The following is an 18,952-nucleotide window of genomic DNA, read 5'->3' as shown; positions in this document are numbered from 1 at the left end:
CTTGCCACCACTAGGTTACAAATATATATGTCTAGATTTCCTGCTGTATGCCGAGCTTAAAAACAAAAATTTCTTGGTTTTCGCGCTATTCCATTTATCCGTATTCTCCTAGTAAAGAGAACTCTAACTCGCTATAATGATTCAGTATGACTTTTTTTAATTGATAGGAGGATATATTTATGAAGGCATATCGCTTTCCACTTATTTTATTATCTTCTATCCTAATTGGTGGTTTCATTGGTTATTTCATGGGTGCCGATGCAGTTGCTTTAAAGCCGCTTGGTGACATTTTCTTAAACTTAATGTTTACGATTGTTGTACCTCTAGTGTTCTTTAGCATCGCATCGTCTATTGCTAATATGGATGGATTAAAACGTTTCGGTAAAATTATGTCTAGTATGGCTGGGACTTTCTTATTTACAAGTATTTTAGCTGCTATTTTTATGATTATTGTTGTGAAAATATTCCCGCCAGCACAAGGTGTTGTACTAGAACTAACACAACCTGACAAAGCCGGCAAAGCTGTTAGTGTTGCAGATCAAATCGTCGGTATTTTAACAGTATCTGACTTCTCGAAGTTACTATCTCGTGAAAATATGTTAGCTCTTATTTTCTTCTCTATCTTAATGGGGATTGCAACTTCAGCAGTTGGCGAAAAAGGAAAGCCATTCGCTACATTCCTACAGGCTGGTGCAGAGATTTCAATGAAGGTTGTATCTTTCATTATGTACTACGCCCCAATCGGACTTGCTGCTTACTTTGCAGCATTAGTTGGCGAATTCGGACCACAACTTCTTGGAACTTACTTCCGAGCAGCAATGGTATACTATCCTGCTTCTCTAATTTATTTCTTTGTATTCTTCACATTCTATGCATACCTTGCAGGTCGCAAACAAGGTGTACAAGTATTTTGGAAGAACATGGTCTCTCCTACAGTTACATCACTTGCAACTTGTAGTAGTGCCGCAAGTATTCCAGCGAACTTAGAAGCAACGAAGAAAATGGGTATTTCTTCAGACGTTCGTGAAACAGTTGTCCTTCTTGGTTCTACACTTCATAAAGACGGCTCTGTTTTAGGTGGCGTATTAAAAATTGCTTTCTTATTCGGTATTTTCAACATGGAATTCGAAGGACCGAAAACATTAGCAATCGCACTTGTTGTTTCTCTATTAGTAGGAACAGTAATGGGTGCTATTCCCGGCGGCGGTATGATCGGTGAAATGTTAATTGTATCTCTATACGGTTTCCCGCCAGAAGCACTGCCAATTATCGCAGCAATTAGTACAATCATTGATCCACCTGCAACGATGTTAAACGTAACAGCAGATAACGCTTGTGCGGTAATGACAGCTCGCCTTGTAGAAGGTAAGAATTGGATCAAAAACAAATTTGCTTAATAGAAAGAGGATGCTCGTTTAGAGCATCCTCTTTCTTTCGTTATTTGTTGATAAGTTGATAGCTCCTCTCGCCACAAATTTGTTACAATCTTCACAAATATTCCACATCCATTATCCATTCTCCGTACTATAATCATGTATGGAAAAGGAGATGAACACGATGACACAAAGCGCACCTGAATTTAAAGTTTTGCAAAGCATTGCATTTCTCGCTGTCGTTTTGCAAAGTTCGTTATTATATACAATGAAGCAAGGAAATGTCTTACTTGAGCAATCCCTCATTATGGGCATGCTATTTAATCTTGCAAAATTCTCAGCACCAGCATTCATATTTATCGTTGGATTTCACTTAATTCGTCACTATACGAAGCAATTAGTATATAAAGAATATATTTCTGAAAAAGCGACACACTTACTCATTCCTTATTTCTTTTGGTCTATTCTTTACTTATTAACAACAAATGATCTTATTACGTTACAAAGTGGAATAAAAAGTTTATTACTCGGAACAGCCGCGCCCCATCTTTGGTACGTTATTATGATGTTCCAAATTCACTTATTGTTCCCTTTACTATGCACACTTTTTTATTGGTTTCAAAAACGAACAGAAAATAAAAAAGACATATATAAATATATGACCTTTTTCGCTTGCCTATATTTTCTATTAATGTGGTTCTCTTCTCACTATATTTTTAATGGAGAAAAATTAACAAGTTCAACAATTTTACATTATACAGATCGATCATTTCTATTCTACTCATTCTATTTCGTTATGGGCGGCATCGCCGCTGTAGCACTAAAAACTTGGCGGCTATTCGTCATGAAACATATCCCGCTTATAACAATATTATTTTTCATCTTATTTTTATTCATCAATTATGAGTTGTTTAGTTTTTACGGAGCAAACTCTATTCATTTAACTGTTTCTACCTATTTAAAACCATCTATGTTTTTATATATCGTATGCGAAATTATCATACTGTATGTGTTATCTATTATGATAGTACAGCGTCGTGGTTTCTTATATAAAACGTTACGTTTCATTGGAAATTACACGTATGGTGCTTATTTAGCTCATTTATTCTTCTTGCAACTATGTACAAAACTTCTTTCCTTATTCACGCTGCAAGAAAATACTATATTATATACCCTATTACTATTTGTGTTAACGGCCATTATCTCTATTTCAACAATGGTCATTTGTAGCACAATACCATTTCATATTTGGATTACAGGGCCTTCTCCTACAACAAAGGTGAAATGGACGAAGGTTGTATTCCGAAAAAATCATAAAAAACTATTCAAGCCATATATTTGATATAATAATACGCATATAAAAAGAAAGCGAGAGACACCTATGATTAATCAAGTTGGACAAATTATGCTATATGTAAATAACCAAGACGAAACAGTACAATTTTGGACAGAAAAAGTAGGGTTCCAAATCATTGCGGAAGAAAATAACGGAAACGGATTCCGCTGGATTGAAATTGCACCGGCGAAAGAAGCAGGAACAAGCATCGTCCTTCACGATAAAGCGTTAATCGCGAAGATGCAACCTGAACTAAACCTAAATACACCTTCACTTATGTTCTTCTCAAATGACTTAGACCGTCTATATAAAGATCTTTCTGAGAAAAATGTCACAGTTGGACAGGTTGTAGATTTACCTACTGGTAGAGCATTCAACTTTGCTGATAATGAAAATAATTACTTTGCAGTAATGGAACGTAAATAAAAAATAAGCTATCCGAAAAAATCGGATAGCTTATTTCATCTTAAGAAACTTGTTCTACATTCGTTTCTCTATGCTGTATATGACTCGTAATCCAAGCAATTCCACCGGCAACAACGAGATAACATAACAATATTAAAATTTGCATTTGTAATTGCGACCAATCTCCTAAAGAAATAACATCTTGTAATCCTCTAAGAGAATGAGACATTGGGAGAAATTGTCCAATTTTACTAAGAACAGCTATATTTAATTCTCCTGGGAAAGTACCTCCGCTCGTCGCTAATTGCAGGACAAGAAGGGTTACCGCTAAGAACTTTCCAACAAGACCAAATACTGTTACTAGCATAAGAATAAATGTCATGAACGTAAAGGAAATAACAATACTTGATAAAACAAAAAGTGGCACACTTGCGACTTCTAATTTCATAACACCTAGCACAACTACATCTACGAGTAGCGCTTGAATAAGTCCAATTAAATATACCAATCCTAGTTTATTAATAAAATGTACCGTTCCGCTTACCTTCATATTTTGTCTGCGACCAAGCGGTAAAATATTCGATGCCATAATTCCGCCAACATAAAATGCAAGCGATAAGAAATATGGTGCAATACCTGAACCGTAATTAGGCACGTCAGAAACTGTTGACTTCACTAACTGAACTGGCTCTGAGAACATCGTATTGCGTGCATCATCATTACGAATATCCGCTATCTTCTCTGCGCCCTCTCCTAATTTCCTAGAAAGTTCTTTCGCACCATCATCAAGTTTAACAAGTCCGTTCGTTAACTGATCAGCACCATGATTCAGCTCTGTTCCGCCACTCGCAAGTTGATTTACACCTTCTTGTAATGATGTAAATCCAGCTCCCCATTTCGTAAATCCACTAGCTAAATTTGTAGCACCATCTGCTATTTTTTTCGTTCCAGCAGTAGCTTCATTTAACTTAACTCCGAATGTATTCATACCTTCTTCAACCTTATGCTGACCATTTGCAAGCTTCTGCGCACCTTGTGTTAATTGTTGTTGGCTATTATTTAAAATACTTGTTGCTTTAGCTAGTCCATCAGACGTAGCAACAATTTTTTGAAAAGCGGGATCTTGCTGCACTTCTGGATGATTTTTCACGTACTCTTCTAATTGTTGTTTTATACTATTAGCTGCACCATCCGCTTTTACTTGGCCTTCAGCAAGCTTCTCACTTCCGCTCACCCATTCATTTGTACCAGCACTTAATTCACTAACCCCTGATTGTAACGTTTTTTCACCTTGTGCTAATAACTCCATACCGCTATGAAGTGAAGTTGCTCCTTGACTTAGCTCATTCGCTCCGTCAGTTAAGGCTGATTTGCTAGAAGCAAGTTTTTCACTTCCCTCTTTCACTTTTGATGTCCCGTCACTTAAACGATGAATACCATCTGCAAGCTGATCTGCCCCATTTCTTGCATCTGTCGTTCCTTCATGTAACTTCCCAGCACCATTACTTGCATCACTCAACCCTTGTGCTAAGTCTTGAAACTTTGAAAACACACCTTCTGTATAAGATTTCGTAATACTATTTGAAATTTTTGTTTTCATATTTTCAACAGCTGTCGTTCCAATTTGCGCTGCTACAAAGTTTTTACCCGGATTTACTTTGTACTGCAATTGTGCTGGTTCTGGTTTCTCATCCATAAGTGTACTTACCTTTTTAGAGAAATCAGCTGGAATCGTAACAACCATATAGTACTTATCTTCTTTTAGCCCTTCATCAGCATTTTTTTCTGATACAAAATGAAAAGCCAGTTCTTTATTCTCCTTTAAATTTTTTACAAAATCGTCTCCTGCATGAATTGTTTTCTCATCCATCGCAGCACCTTTATCTAAATTCACAACCGCAACAGGTAATTTATCTAATTTTCCGTACGGATCCCAATATCCAGCTAAAAAGAATCCTGAATAAATTAACGGAACGATTAATAAAAAAATTAAAGCGATACGTCCATGTTTATGGTGCCACATCGCTTTCCAATCTTTAAATACAAGTTGAATTCCCTTCATGAAACATACTCCTTCTCCGAATTTAACACCATTAGAATGGTTTAACAGATTTACTATACACGTCACTTTCCATACTGTATAATACATCTTTAATTATTAATTCATTCCTTTTGGTCTATAGAAAGGAGACTCGAAATGGAACTGCTCCAGTTAAAATACTTTCAGACAGTCGCACGACTAGAACATATGACAAAGGCAGCTGAAGAATTGCATATCGCACAACCTTCACTCAGCAAAACAATAGCTAGACTCGAAAAGGATTTAGGCGTTCCTTTATTTGATCGCCAAGGTCGACAGATTACTTTAAATTCTTTCGGAAAAGTATTTTTAAAACGAGTAGAGCGTATTTTTCATGAATTAAGCGAAGGGGAACGAGAAATTAAAGATTTAGCCGAATTACAACAAAGCTCTATTACACTAGCCGTTTCTATTCCGAGAATATTACCAGAACTACTTGGCTCTTTTTTACTAGAACATCCTAACGTTCGGTTCCAACAATTTCTGGCATCCACTCCTTCTATGAAACGACAACTAGATAATATAGAAATTGACTTTTGTATCTCCTCTGTGCCAATTGAAGGAGAAGAAATTGTTTGGGAACCACTTATTACAGAAGAAATTTTCTTAGTCGTCCCTTCAGGCCATCGTTTATCAGGCCGAGAAAATATCCACCTCCATGAAGTAAAGGACGAACCGTTCATTAGTATGAACACTGGTTATGGATTTCGGCACTTAACGGATGAATTTTGTAAAGAAGCTGGTTTCACTCCACATATTGCTTTTGAAGTCGATGAACCGACCGTGATTAGCGACCTCATTAAGCAAGGTCTCGGCATCGCTTTTGTTCCAAGTTTAACTTTATTAAAAAACTCTACTTTAGCATCGAGCAAGTTGCGTATTATTGAACCCACTTGTCAGCGAACCATCGGATTAAGTTGGTCAAAAAAACGCTACTTATCAAAAACAGCTCAGCAATTCCGTGAATTCGTGATTGACTATTTCTCTAATATTAGGACGTAAAATTATATGAACAAATAAAAGGTGCCACCCTCATATGGTGGCACCTTTTATTGTTCACTCTTTTTTAATTCCATTTCAGCTAAAAGTGGTAGTACGTTATCAAAAATATGCGTATTATTATTTTCACCTGTTACATATCCACCGTAATATCTACTAAATACGTTGTCATTTCGGAATGTGGCCATATGATCATACAATTCCTTCGCAAACTTTGTATCACCTGTTTGTAGTACGTACAAAATCGTTAGTCCATACGCGGCCGGCGATTCATAATTCACAGTTTGTTTTCCCGTTTCTAAATTGTAACGACCGTATAGCTTTCCATCCTCCTGGAACTTCTTCTTTATAAATTCCAAATAAGCAGCTGATGAAAGACCACCTAAACTTCGATGATATGCAACGTATGATTGGTCGATAAGATTCACTTCTTTATCGTACGTAAATGTACCATCTTCTTTATACTCTTTTGGGAATGCCCAGCCATGCCTTGGATAATCTGCTAAAAATTGAACGACTTCCTGATATTGCTGAGCAGAAACTTTGCCGTACTTCTTCATATAGGAGAATGCACGCGGATTTATGTATGATGTTGTTACAAAATTATTTTGTTTCCCTGCATCTGCATCATAATAATCAACATAATAATTATCTTTTTTATTATAACGAAGTACAGCATCACTTAATTGATCGGCAAGGTTTTTATAACGCTCTTCCTTATACATTTCATAAGCACGATATAATTGTTCTATAATACGAAGATCATCTATAAGTGCATTTGTAGCTGACTGCCTCTCTCCCTTTTCAGAGAGTTTCCATAAAACAATATGATTCTTATATATGAAATTATCTTGAATAACCTTTACTTGCTCATCAAATAACGCCTGATCATCTTTATCAAGTGTATACTGTAACCATAATCCCGCCGATTCTGATAAAGCTTCACGTCCCTTAGCTTCACCCGTACCTGCCTTAGTATCTACTAAACGATACGTGGCAAGTGTTCCATTGTCATTCACCATATGTCTTAAAATAAAATTTTCTGTACGGTTTCCTTGTAAAGCTGACCAAAATACAATTCCACCTAAAGCGATTAAGAAGATAACTCCAATCCCTATATATAAACGTTTACGCAATCTTTTCACCTCCCTAGTAAGGCTAACCTTAATTTTATCAGAACATACATAAATTTAAAAAAGACAATCTATTAGATTGTCTCCCCCCATTTCTATCCCTCGCAAACCTCTTTAGAAGGTTTATATAGCGATTGTACAAGTCGATCATATTCACGACGTGTAATTTCTTTATTATATAGCTTCAATAATAAATCTCTATGCTCTTTTGAAAATGCCATCTTTTTAATGACTTCAGGATACATAAAACACCCTCTCCATTTCACATAAACTTCTTCATTCCAAAAACAGAACTTATGTTCGCATAAAAGATTATAAAAGATTCCTGAGCAAAAAACAAACAAAACATGACCAACTATTTATTTCTTTCTATTCAAAATATTACAACATTATATTATCATATTCACTTTTTAAATACATATATATTTTTGGTAGTTTTTTTGAATAAATCTTCCAATTCAATCAGAAAATAATGGCAAAAAAGAAGAGGAGTTTACATATGGATACGGTAACATTAGCAAGAGCATTTTTCGGTTCTTCATTAGCATTCCACATTATCTTTGCAACACTTGGGGTCGGACTTTCATTGATGATTTTTATAAGCGAAATACTCTATCACTGGAAGAAAGACTCCGACTATGCCATTATGGCGAAAAGATGGACAAAGGCGTTTGCTATTCTTCTCGGTGTAGCAATTCCAACTGGAACAATCGTTGGTGTGCAAATCTCACTTCTTTGGCCTGGTTTCGCCAAAATTGTTGGGCAAGTTATTTCTGTTCCCTTCCAAATTGAGATTTTCGCCTTCTTTTTGGAGGCTTTATTCATGTCGATTTACGTATATGCAGCCGATAAACTTCCTCCATTTATGAGATTAATCTCGCTATTTTTCGTCATGCTTGGTGCCACGGCATCCGCCGTGCTTATTACATCAGCAAATACATGGATGAATACACCAGCAGGCTTTTCAATGAATCCAGATGGATCTGTTTTTAACGTTGATCCTTGGAAAGCTTTCTTTAATCCGAGTTTTGGTACAAGTGCATTCCATGTCGTTATTACGGCTTATGCAACTGGTGCGGCTGTCATTGCTTCTATCGCTGGATTTAAATTATTGAAGAAAAATTTAAGTACACGTGAAATTGCTTATCATAAAAAAGGGCTGCTATTAGGGCTTGTCGTTACATTTATTACAGGCGCTACGATGTGGCTTTCAGGACATGAATCAGCGATCGCCTTACATAAACACTCACCTGAAAAACTTGCATCTGCTGAAGCTTTATTTGAAACGACATCACACGCACCGCTATCCATTGGCGGAGTTGTGGATCCCAATACACTTGAACTAAACTATGCACTTGAAATTCCCAACATGCTTAGCTTATTGGTGGGACTAGACCCTAGCACTGTCGTAAAAGGTCTAAAGGAATTTCCCCAAGAAACATGGCCACCATTTTATACACATACACTATTCAACTTAATGGTCGGCACCGCTGCGTTTACCTTTGCAGTTGCAGCAATTGCGCTCTTATATTGGTACTTCGTTTACCGAAAAAAGGGAACAGAACTACCGAAGTGGCTACTTTGGGGGGCTGCCGCATGCGGACCAATTATGATGCTCGGTATTGAATTCGGATGGATTTTCAGTTGTAGCGGTCGTCAACCATGGACAATTTATGGTATGCAACGTACCGTCGATGCATCTACACGCGCCGATTTCGTCGGTCCTTTATTTGTTTTGTTCATCATTTTATATATTGGACTCGCTATTTTAACAGTCATTGTTCTACGGACATTCTTTAGAAGACATCCATTAAAGAATGATTTACAACACCAAGGAGGCGATTCTCATGCATGAGGAAAGTATTGCAATCATCATCTTATGGGCCCTTATTTTCGTATACAGTATACTAGGGTCCATCGATTTTGGAGCTGGTTTTTGGGGCATGGTATACGCAAAACATCCGACGCTCGCTGCTAAACTTGCGAATCGGTACTTATCACCAACTTGGGAGGTAACAAATACGTTTCTCGTCTTCGTCGTTGTCGCATTTCTCGGCTTCTTTCCGAAAGCGGCCTTTACTCTTGCGACAGTAATGTTCGTACCAGTTATGTTAATTTTAGTGCTCGTTGCAGTACGTAGTACGTTTATGGTATTTGCTTACTCCTTGCCAAAATATCAGTACCTTCTTCGGGTTATTTCAGGTATTACTGGTCTCTTAATTCCAGCACTATTAATTACCGTTTTACCCGTTACAGAGGGAGCCTATATTACAATGTCTGAAGGAAAAGAAGTACTCCTGTATGGAAAACTTCTTTCTAGCCCGGTTATCTACTGTTATATGCTTTTCGGACTAACGTCTGAACTATTTCTCTCCTCTCTCTTTCTTGCTGATTTTGCGAGAGAACAAAGTTCAGAAGATACGTATAGAATTTATAGAAGAAATGCTATCATTCTTGGTCCTGCAACGCTCGTTACAGCAATCATCGCCCTCGTTGTAATGGACCCAGAAACACATTGGCTTATGCAAGGATTAATAAAGCAATTCCCGTGGTTTACAGTTTCTATTGTTTTATTCGTTATCGGATACTCGTCCCTTTGGTGGACAAACAAAAAATACAATACACTAGGATACCCTCGCATTGCCGTTTTAGCTGTCGTCGCTCAATATGCATTTGCAAGCTACGCTTACGGCGTCGCGCATTTACCGTATATTATTTATCCTGACGTAACTGTATTTACAAGCTTCACAACGACAGAAACGTTCTATGCACTGCTCATTCTATACGCAATTGGGATTGCAATTTTATTACCAGGATTTATTTTCTTCTGGAATTTATTCTTGAAGGATCGTACTTTTTTGAAGGAAAAATAATATAGTCTTGGAGTCTGTCCCAAAAGGCATTTTGGAATAGACTCCTTTTGTCATGTTTTGTCGATAAGTCGATATATTTTAAAAATCGCTGATATATTTTGAGTTGCGCCGATATATCTCCATAATCGCTGATATATTTTAAGTTGCGCCGATATATTTCAATAATCGCTGATATATTTTAAGTTGCGCCGATATATTTCAATAATCGCTGATATATTTTAAGTTGCGTCAATATATCTCCATAATTGCCCATATAAATTTCATTTACTATTTTACTGCCCCAATAATTTATAGACGCCTCTCATAATAGTTATTTCACTATTCGTGACACTTGTCCTTTAGCTTGAAAAACACATATTCGCTTCATCTCGTTATACGTCTAGTTCTTCTTATTTTTTGCTGAATATACTACCAATATAAACTTGAGACAAGCTACATCTGTTCAAGGGAAAATAGAAAGGTAGGCAAAATATGAGCATTGAAATATGGATTACTATTATTGTATTCTTCTTAACGATGATCGTTATCTTTTGGCGGCCTCGAGGTTTGAATGAGGCGTGGCCAGCAGCAATCGGAGCTGGTATCATCATAATTACTGGACTTGTATCAAAACCAGACGTCATGGATATTATAAGTAAAATTGGCGGTGCTTCCATAACAATATTAGCGACCATCGTCATGGCAGTTATATTAGAAAGCTTCGGCTTCTTCCATTGGTCCGCAGCGAAACTGGCAAATCTAGCGAAAGGTTCTGGACGCCGTCTATACTGGTATATTCAATTATTATGTTTTCTTATGACTCTTTTATTTAATAACGACGGTAGTATTTTAATTACAACTCCCATTTTAATTCTTCTTCTAAAAAACCTTCAATTAAAACCACATCAACAAATTCCTTATTTATTAAGCGGAGCTTTAATCGCTACCGCATCTAGTGCACCAATTGGTGTAAGTAATATCGTAAACTTAATTGCATTAAATATCGTTAATATGACTCTTTATATGCATACTGCTATGATGTTTGTACCTGCAACATTAGGCTTATTATTTATGTCATGGCTCATGTATACAGTTTTGAAGAAAAAACTTCCGAAAAAATTACCTGTTTCTTCATATGATATTGAAGAAATTTTCTTCACGAAAAACTTCCATCCACTAAAAGGAAATAATTCTGTTGATACGAAACAAAAACGGACAAGATTCATGTTAAAAGTATTAGGTTTCGTCTTCCTGATGCGCTGTCTTCTATTCGTTGCATCCTTCTTATCCATCCCAATTGAAATCGTTGCAGTACTTGGTTCACTCGTTCTTCTCATTTGGAGATGGTACTACTTACGAACAAACCCTGTCGACATTTTGAAAAAGACACCGTGGCACATTTTAATTTTCGCCTTCTCTATGTACGTCATTATTTACGGACTCCACAACGCAGGATTAACAGCTGCACTTGTACAATGGCTCGAGCCAATTGTGAATCAGCATCTACTCTATGCTAGCTTTGCAATGGGCGGACTTGTATCCATCCTCTCTAACGTCTTCAATAACCATCCTGCCCTTATGATTGGTACAATCACATTAACAGAAATGGGACTAGATCCAGTCACATTAAAAACAATCTATCTTGCAAACATCATTGGTAGTGACATCGGTTCACTATTACTACCAATTGGTACACTAGCTTCACTCATTTGGATGTATATTCTGAAACAAAACAAAATTAAAGTAAAATGGAAAGACTATTTAAGTGTATCCCTTATCGTTATCCCGCTCACAACAGTCGTCACACTATTCCTCTTATTCTACTGGGTACATCTCTTCTTTGCCTTATAAACAACAGAAGCCCCATTTGCTACCGTCTTAGCAAATGGGGCTTCTTCTATAATAAAGTTAGGTACTACAGTGTGATCAATCAAGTAAAGAGGTGTAACATATTATTGATATAAATGACTACCAGCTTCTTTAAATTCTTCTGCTTTCTCTTTCATTCCTTTTTCAATTGCTTCTGTCGTTTCTAAATCATTTTCTTTTGCATACTCACGAATATCATGCGAAATTCTCATACTACAAAACTTCGGTCCACACATTGAACAGAAGTGAGCTGTCTTTGCCCCTTCTGCAGGCAACGTTTCATCATGATATTCCATCGCACGTTCAGGATCTAAAGATAAATTAAATTGATCGCGCCAACGGAATTCGAAGCGTGCTTTTGAAAGTGCATCATCACGCTGATGAGCCGTTTTATGTCCTTTCGCAAGATCAGCCGCATGCGCTGCAATTTTATACGTAATAACACCCGTGCGTACATCATCTTTGTTTGGCAAACCTAAATGTTCTTTCGGCGTTACATAACAAAGCATCGCTGTTCCAAACCAGCCAATCATAGCAGCTCCAATCGCCGATGTAATATGGTCATAACCTGGTGCAATATCTGTCGTTAGCGGCCCAAGTGTGTAAAACGGCGCGCCCTGACAAATATCAAGCTCTTTCTCCATATTCTCTTTAATTAAGTGCATCGGCACGTGTCCAGGTCCTTCAATCATAACTTGCACATCATGTTTCCAAGCAATTTTGGTTAATTCACCAAGTGTTTCAAGCTCAGAGAATTGTGCTTCGTCATTTGCATCTGCAATCGATCCTGGACGTAATCCATCTCCAAGAGAGAACGAAACATCGTACTGCTTCATAATTTCACAAATCTCTTCAAAATGAGTATATAGGAAGTTTTCTTTATGATGGAATAAACACCACTGCGCCATAATCGAACCACCACGCGAAACGATACCTGTCGTACGCTTTGCAGTAATTGGAATGTAACGAAGCAATACACCAGCGTGAATCGTAAAGTAATCAACGCCTTGCTCCGCTTGCTCAATTAACGTATCACGGTACACTTCCCATGTTAAATCTTCTGCAATTCCATTTACCTTTTCAAGCGCTTGATAAATCGGCACAGTTCCAACTGGTACAGGCGCATTACGAATAATCCACTCACGCGTCGTATGAATGTTTTTACCTGTAGATAAATCCATAATCGTATCTGCACCCCAGCGCGTTGCCCACGTCATCTTCTCTACTTCTTCTGCAATAGAAGAAGATACAGCAGAGTTTCCGATATTTGCATTTACCTTCACGTGGAAATTACGCCCGATAATCATCGGTTCTGCTTCTGGATGATTAATATTCGCTGGTAAAATAGCGCGGCCTTCTGCGATTTCCTTACGAACAAACTCCGGCTCTACTCCTTCACGAATTGCAACGTATTCCATCTCAGACGTAATAATACCATTACGCGCATAATGCATTTGCGTAACATTTGCACCTTGCTTCGCTCTAAGCGGCTGGCGATCCATTTGCGGGAAAACAGGTGTATGTTTCGAAGCCACTTTCACACCGTCATCCTCTGGTTTCACTTCACGCCCTTCGTATGCTTCTACATCACCACGCCCCATAATCCAAGAATGGCGCGGCGTTGGAATCCCCTTTTCTAACTCCACTTTATACTCAGGATCCGTATAAGGGCCGCTCGTATCATACACACGAATTGGCGGATTTTGAACGCCATTTGTTTCGCTTTGTTCAATCTCACGCATCGGTACTTTCATGCCTTCTCGTGGTCCATCCACATATACTTTCTTACTCCCTGGTAAACTCGATTTCAATTCAATTTGCTCAGCTGAAACAGACTGTTTCATAACCTTTGTTGCCTCCCCTGTTCGTGACAAGGACGAGATATGGCCAGCGCATGCCAAAATAAAAAGAGCCAGGTCCATAAAAAAATAAGGACCTGGCTCATAAAAGACATCATTATGTAAAGCCGTTAACTTCCCTACGCTGGTACGAGCCAGATCAGGTCCAAAGGGTTAAGAAGATCACGCCCTTCTCTCTCAGCCTACGCATACGTTAGGCACCCCTAGTTTATCACTGATTTAATTTTCAATACTTTCCCATCATACACGATAATCTGAAAAATGCAAAGGTTATTTCTTTTTCTCTTTATGGAATCATCCACGTTAAATAATATGCTTGAACATACGTTATAATACCAACAATAATTACGAAGAACACCCTATTGTAAAAATAGTTTATGATTTAACATGGGAGTTTAAAAACATCTTCACCACAAAGAGTGTTGAGAATCTCAACCATTGTATTAAGAAAATTAAGAATACTAATATACAAGAGTTTAAGAGCTTTACGAATGGATTAGCCCGGGATATTGAAGCTGTCAGAAATGCGGTAACTTATGAGAATAATAATGGTCTTACCGAAGGGAGCATAAACAAGTTAAAGCTTATTAAAAGAATCATGTATGGTCGATGCAAATTCTCCACATTGCGGACAAAGATTCTACTTTTGGAGAGAATGAAACTTTTCAACTAACTCCGGGAAGAACCATTTTTTACTTGCCAAATACATTCATCAGTCCCGTTTGCCAAAGAGCCTTTGTCTCTGCTGTATTTCGCTACAACTGCTACTGTTACCTGCCATACAACCTGCAATAGAGATAGGTAACAATTTACTATACAAGGAACAAAATTGACCTGCTCCTCCATTTAGTGATTTAACTATCTTTATTATTCAGAGCTAAAACTCAAAGAAAAATCTCTTACATTTATCGTAACGTAATTTCCTTAATATGTTAATTATTTTTTGTTGTCTTGTTAGTTAAAGGGGTACTTAGTACAAAAAATAATCGTAGATAGTAGCACGAACACTGTTCTTGTTATAATTATTTTTTTTCAGAACGTCTATAATCCTCTTTTAAAAAATATATGTAAATATAATAAAAAACGAATGATTAATAGAAATATTCTACACCACTCGTTTTTTATCGGACTTCTTTTTACTGTACTTTTATTTTCTTTATGAGTTATTAGAAAAATAATTGTCTATATAAGTCTTTATTTTTTCAAAATTCTTTTCCATAAATAAGATTGCTGGTACTTCAATTATTGGAAGATTATTTTCATTATCAAAAGCTGGACACGGTTTGGGAACTACCAAATAGTCAACTGAGTTTTTATCCCTAATATAATTAATTGAAACATCATAATACTTAGAAAAATATTCCTTCAAATCATCCTGATTCCTTAAAAATGGTAGAGAAAATATTGAACCATAATTTATACCAGCGTCGACAATTAATACAAAGCATATTTTTTTCATGATACACCCTCCTCGTATAATAAGTTTTAAGTTAATAACTGTTCCTTGAAAATTAAATAGTTTTTATCTTCAAGAACTACATCAAAAAAATGATGTATGGGTAAAATTTAGTCTTGGATACTGGGGGATTCCCCCAGATAATGGAAGTGTGAAAATGGATCCATCGGGAATATGCTTACTCCTCCTGTAGTTCGACCACGTTAAAAGACTGTGACCCAGACCAAAATGCACTGCATACGCACAAGCTGTATCGGTTTCCTTCACTTACCTCTCATAATGGTGGGAGGAGCAGCTTAGATGAAGGCAATCATTGAATACTCATACGCGAGGTTGTGGCTATGTTTTTGACTCTAGGGAGATCCCACAGTATCCAAGCTCATTCCAAATACTATTCAAAGAAAGGAGGTCCTTTCTTTGAGATTATTCGTAGCTATTGATGTAAGCTCTGAAAAACTTGATGTATGTTTTCTTGACAGTCATGACACTGTTTTGAAAGAAATTTGTCTTTCAAACGATGTGAATGGTGCCAACGCCATTAAGGAGGATGTTCTCCATTTTCATCAGTTGTACAACTATAAAAAAATTGTCATTGGTATGGAATCTACTTCCGTCTATAGTTTCCGTCCTTCCATGTTCCTAACGGAAGATAAGGATTTGAGGGCTTTAGACGTGGAAGTGGTCGTACAAAATCCAAAAGCCATCCATCGGTATAAAAAACTCTTTGAAGAAGATAAGACCGATAAAATAGATGCTTTCCGTATTGCCGATTTTTTACGAATCGGACGGTATAATAAGTTTCTTATCAAGGAGGAAAAATACGTTGCCCTTCAACGTTTAACACGATCTAGATATCAACTCGTTCACCAGCAAACATAATGTAAGCAACACTTTCTGAAGAACCTTTACTACAAATGTAATACGTTATCGAAAGAGTTAAATACCTCTGTTTTTGGTGCGACGATGATGGAAATACTCTCAGATTCCCTTTCGTTGGATGAAATCGCAGAAATGGATCTAGAAGCACTCGCTACTCTTCTTCAGAAAAAGGGGAAAGGACGCTTTAGCGACCCGGAAGATTTAGCGAAAACCATCAAGAAAGCCATACGTGACTCCTACCGACTAGGTAAGGTCGTTCAAGACTCTGTGGACGTTGTATTAGCCACTTATGCACGATTGATTCAAACATTGAAAAAACAAATCAAAGAGATAGAAAAAAGCATTACTGCTTTATTCTAAGCCATTCCAGAAGCGAGATATTTAACAAGTGTTCCAGGCATTGGAGTCGTATACGCCGCGGGAATCATTGCGGAAGTTGGACAAATTGAACGCTTTGAGAACGAAGCACAATTGGCCAAATACACCGGTCTTTACTAGAAAAAATCGCAATCTGGAAACTTTGAATCGGAACGAACACCCATGACACGAACGGGAAACCAGTATCTTCGTTATTACATGGTTGAAGCTGCCAACTCTGTACAATTTCGTGAAGCTACTTACCGTGCTTATTATTTAAAGAAATATGATGAAGTTCCGAAATACAAACATAAAAGAGCCCTTGTCTAAAGCCGTAACTAGATTCGCTAAATTGTTTTTCAAATATTGAACCAAGCACTTGACTGATTGCTTGTTGAACAACCCTATCCACTACTGTCGGTATTCCCAATTTGCGCATCTTCCATAAAAAGAGCCAGGTCCATAAAAAAATAAGGACCTGGCTCATAAAGACATCATTATGTAAAGCCGTTAACTTCCCTACGCTGGTACGAGCCAGATTAGGTCCAAAGGGTTAAGAAGTTCACGCGCTTCTCTCTCAGCCTACGCATACGTTAGGCACCCCTAGTTTATCACTGATTTAATTTTCAATACCTTTCTATCATACACCATAATTTGGAAAATTAAAAGTTTATTTCTTTTGTTGTTTATGGAATCATCCACGTTAAATAATAAGCCTGAACATAAGTCATAATACCAACAATAATTACGAAGAACAAACTATGCTTCACTGTAAAACGGAACAAATCCGATTCTTTTCCAGCAAGACCAACTGCTGCACAAGCAATCGCAATCGACTGCGGAGAAATCATTTTACCTGTTACACCGCCTGTTGTATTTGCTGCAACAAGAAGCACTTCAGATACGCCGACTTGCTGCGCTGTAATGGCTTGTAAATTCGAGAACAGTGCATTCGCAGACGTATCAGACCCTGTTAAGAATACGCCAATCCAGCCTAAGAATGGTGAGAAGAACGGGAATAGTCCGCCAGTTCCAGCTAATGCTAACGCTAACGTGGAAGATAGACCAGAATAGTTTGCGATAAATGCAAACCCTAGTACGAATCCGATAGATAGAATTGGCATTTTTAATTCGCTTAACGTTTCTTTAAATGTCACTACTGCATCTTTTACATTCATTTTCAAAATAAACATGGAAATGATACAAGCAATTAAAATCGCTGTTCCGGTTGCCGATAATACATCAAACTTCAGAATTGCCTCGTAAGGCGTTGGTTTATTTACAATTGGCTCTGCTTTCATTACTAGATTATGCAGACCTGGAATTTCAAACTTAAATACAAGACTTTCTAAAGCTCCTCCTGGAGTGAATAATGCCTTAAAGAAACTTTGGCTCCAAATGACTACCATAACCGTTAATACGATAAATGGGGACCATGCCTTCACTACTTTTCCAAACGTTAATTTCGGCATCGATGCTACTGTCGTTGTTGCTGCTACTTCACTATTTACTTGCCCGGATTGATAAGTTTCTTTCGGCTGCCAAACTTTTAAGAACAGCGCTAAACTAATTAAACTTACAAGTGCCGATGTAATATCCGGAAGTTCCGGCCCTAAAAATGTCGCTGTAATGAACTGCGTAATCGCAAATGAACTACCCGCTACAAGTAACGCAGGCCACGTTTGTCTTATCCCTTTAAACCCATCCATTAAAAATACGATAAAGAATGGAACAAATAATGATAGGAACGGTAATTGATGCCCAGCCATTTGTCCAATTTTATGTGGATCAATACCTGTTACTTGTCCAGCAACTGTAATCGGAATTCCCATCGCTCCGAACGCCACTGGTGCAGTATTTGCAATCAAACAAAGACCTGCTGCGTATAAAGGATTTAACCCAAGCCCCGCAAGAAGTGCTGCTGTAATCGCTACTGGTGCCCCAAATCCTGCCGCTCCTTCTAAAAATGCTCCAAATGAAAATCCAATTAAAATAACGAGTAGACGATGATCGTTCGTAATCGATAATACCGATGCACGAATCACATCGAATTGACCTGTTTTCACAGAAATTTTATATAAAAATACCGACATAATGATAATCCAAGCAATTGGCCATAATCCGTATAAGAAACCATATCCGGTCGCTGCCATTGCCATCGTGAACGGCATTTTATAAGCGAATAACGCTACTAAAACTGTAAGTACAACTGTAATAAATCCTGCCACATACCCTTTCATGCGGAAAACTGCTAAAGCTAAGAAAAAAAAGATAATCGGAATAAGTGCTATCGCTGCCGAAATCCAAATGTTTCCGAATGGATCATAAACTTGTGTCCATGTGTTCATTGTTCT

General features: G+C 37.5%; 16 protein-coding genes, 3 pseudogenes and 2 riboswitches. Of the genes and pseudogenes, 11 read left to right on the top strand and 8 right to left on the bottom strand.

Annotation, left to right across the window (positions count from 1 at the left end; translation table 11 throughout):
• The first annotated feature begins 179 nt into the window (after positions 1–179).
• From HMAS_RS22070 to HMAS_RS22060, 3 genes are all read left to right on the top strand, one after another.
• Positions 180–1,397, top strand: a complete 1,218-nt coding sequence (locus HMAS_RS22070) for a dicarboxylate/amino acid:cation symporter (protein WP_000649362.1) — start codon at positions 180–182, stop codon at positions 1,395–1,397.
• Positions 1,398–1,557: 160 nt separating this feature from the next.
• Positions 1,558–2,715, top strand: a complete 1,158-nt coding sequence (locus tag HMAS_RS22065; protein ID WP_000194290.1) for an acyltransferase — start codon at positions 1,558–1,560, stop codon at positions 2,713–2,715.
• Between the two features lie 39 nt (positions 2,716–2,754).
• Positions 2,755–3,135, top strand: coding sequence for a VOC family protein (locus HMAS_RS22060; RefSeq protein WP_000610162.1), 381 nt, complete (start codon positions 2,755–2,757; stop codon positions 3,133–3,135).
• Positions 3,136–3,175: 40 nt separating this feature from the next.
• Here the strand turns inward: HMAS_RS22060 and HMAS_RS22055 are convergent, their stop codons facing one another.
• A complete protein-coding gene (locus tag HMAS_RS22055) occupies positions 3,176–5,176 on the bottom strand; it encodes a YhgE/Pip domain-containing protein (RefSeq protein ID WP_000676364.1) in 2,001 nt (666 codons plus the stop codon).
• Between the two features lie 135 nt (positions 5,177–5,311).
• Between HMAS_RS22055 and HMAS_RS22050 the strand changes: the two genes are divergently transcribed.
• The gene (locus HMAS_RS22050) at positions 5,312–6,196 is read left to right on the top strand and encodes a LysR family transcriptional regulator (protein WP_000421926.1); all 885 of its coding nucleotides are present in this window, start codon (positions 5,312–5,314) and stop codon (positions 6,194–6,196) included.
• 47 nt (positions 6,197–6,243) lie between these two features.
• Here HMAS_RS22050 and HMAS_RS22045 read toward each other — a convergent pair whose 3' ends face one another.
• Positions 6,244–7,329: a hypothetical protein gene (locus HMAS_RS22045; protein WP_001231662.1), complete on the bottom strand. Its 1,086-nt coding sequence runs from the start codon at positions 7,327–7,329 to the stop codon at positions 6,244–6,246.
• Positions 7,330–7,421: 92 nt separating this feature from the next.
• Positions 7,422–7,571: a hypothetical protein gene (locus tag HMAS_RS27815; RefSeq protein ID WP_000283179.1), complete on the bottom strand. Its 150-nt coding sequence runs from the start codon at positions 7,569–7,571 to the stop codon at positions 7,422–7,424.
• Between the two features lie 254 nt (positions 7,572–7,825).
• Here HMAS_RS27815 and cydA point away from each other — a divergent pair, with 254 nt between their 5' ends.
• From cydA to HMAS_RS22030, 3 genes are all read left to right on the top strand, one after another.
• A complete protein-coding gene (cydA, locus tag HMAS_RS22040; protein ID WP_000381978.1) occupies positions 7,826–9,181 on the top strand; it encodes a cytochrome ubiquinol oxidase subunit I in 1,356 nt (451 codons plus the stop codon).
• Entirely contained in the window at positions 9,174–10,199 is a 1,026-nt protein-coding gene (locus tag HMAS_RS22035; protein ID WP_000544187.1) for a cytochrome d ubiquinol oxidase subunit II, read from the top strand. The genes cydA and HMAS_RS22035 overlap by 8 nt, the downstream gene beginning before the upstream one ends.
• A 471-nt stretch (positions 10,200–10,670) precedes the next feature.
• Positions 10,671–12,029 carry an arsenic transporter gene (locus HMAS_RS22030; protein ID WP_000021123.1) on the top strand — a complete coding sequence of 453 codons (1,359 nt, stop codon included), beginning with the start codon at positions 10,671–10,673 and terminating at the stop codon, positions 12,027–12,029.
• Positions 12,030–12,130: 101 nt separating this feature from the next.
• Here the strand turns inward: HMAS_RS22030 and thiC are convergent, their stop codons facing one another.
• Both thiC and HMAS_RS28465 read right to left on the bottom strand, forming a co-directional pair.
• Positions 12,131–13,891 carry a phosphomethylpyrimidine synthase ThiC gene (gene thiC / locus HMAS_RS22025; protein ID WP_116345030.1) on the bottom strand — a complete coding sequence of 587 codons (1,761 nt, stop codon included), beginning with the start codon at positions 13,889–13,891 and terminating at the stop codon, positions 12,131–12,133.
• A gap of 114 nt (positions 13,892–14,005) precedes the next feature.
• Positions 14,006–14,121, bottom strand: a riboswitch (TPP riboswitch).
• 71 nt (positions 14,122–14,192) lie between these two features.
• Positions 14,193–14,264 (bottom strand): annotated as a pseudogene (locus tag HMAS_RS28465) (L-lactate permease); the annotation flags it as partial.
• 3 nt (positions 14,265–14,267) lie between these two features.
• On the opposite strand from HMAS_RS28465, the gene HMAS_RS28460 reads away from it, so the two are divergent.
• A complete protein-coding gene (locus HMAS_RS28460) occupies positions 14,268–14,579 on the top strand; it encodes a transposase (RefSeq protein WP_394852806.1) in 312 nt (103 codons plus the stop codon).
• A gap of 483 nt (positions 14,580–15,062) precedes the next feature.
• Here the strand turns inward: HMAS_RS28460 and HMAS_RS22010 are convergent, their stop codons facing one another.
• Entirely contained in the window at positions 15,063–15,365 is a 303-nt protein-coding gene (locus HMAS_RS22010) for a hypothetical protein (RefSeq protein WP_000717611.1), read from the bottom strand.
• Between the two features lie 414 nt (positions 15,366–15,779).
• On the opposite strand from HMAS_RS22010, the gene HMAS_RS28455 reads away from it, so the two are divergent.
• From HMAS_RS28455 to HMAS_RS28445, 3 genes and pseudogenes are all read left to right on the top strand, one after another.
• Complete coding sequence (locus HMAS_RS28455) at positions 15,780–16,241, top strand: IS110 family transposase (RefSeq protein WP_375825643.1); 462 nt, start codon at positions 15,780–15,782, stop codon at positions 16,239–16,241.
• A gap of 84 nt (positions 16,242–16,325) precedes the next feature.
• Entirely contained in the window at positions 16,326–16,601 is a 276-nt protein-coding gene (locus HMAS_RS28450) for a hypothetical protein (RefSeq protein ID WP_377827336.1), read from the top strand.
• Positions 16,602–16,604: 3 nt separating this feature from the next.
• Positions 16,605–16,928, top strand: a pseudogene (locus HMAS_RS28445) (transposase).
• Here HMAS_RS28445 and HMAS_RS28155 read toward each other — a convergent pair.
• Together HMAS_RS28155 and lldP are read right to left on the bottom strand one after the other, a co-directional pair.
• Positions 16,924–17,040: pseudogene (locus HMAS_RS28155) on the bottom strand (Retron-type RNA-directed DNA polymerase); the annotation flags it as partial. The pseudogenes HMAS_RS28445 and HMAS_RS28155 overlap by 5 nt on opposite strands.
• Positions 17,041–17,097: 57 nt before the next feature.
• Positions 17,098–17,213, bottom strand: a riboswitch (TPP riboswitch).
• A 71-nt stretch (positions 17,214–17,284) separates the two neighbouring features.
• On the bottom strand, positions 17,285–18,946 hold the full coding sequence (gene lldP / locus HMAS_RS21995) for an L-lactate permease (RefSeq protein ID WP_044307192.1): 1,662 nt from the start codon (positions 18,944–18,946) through the stop codon (positions 17,285–17,287).
• Positions 18,947–18,952: the final 6 nt, after the last annotated feature.

Source organism: Bacillus sp. HMA207, from assembly GCF_003402455.1.
Taxonomy (GTDB): domain Bacteria; phylum Bacillota; class Bacilli; order Bacillales; family Bacillaceae_G; genus Bacillus_A; species Bacillus_A cereus.
This window is presented reverse-complemented; position numbering and strand designations above follow the sequence as displayed.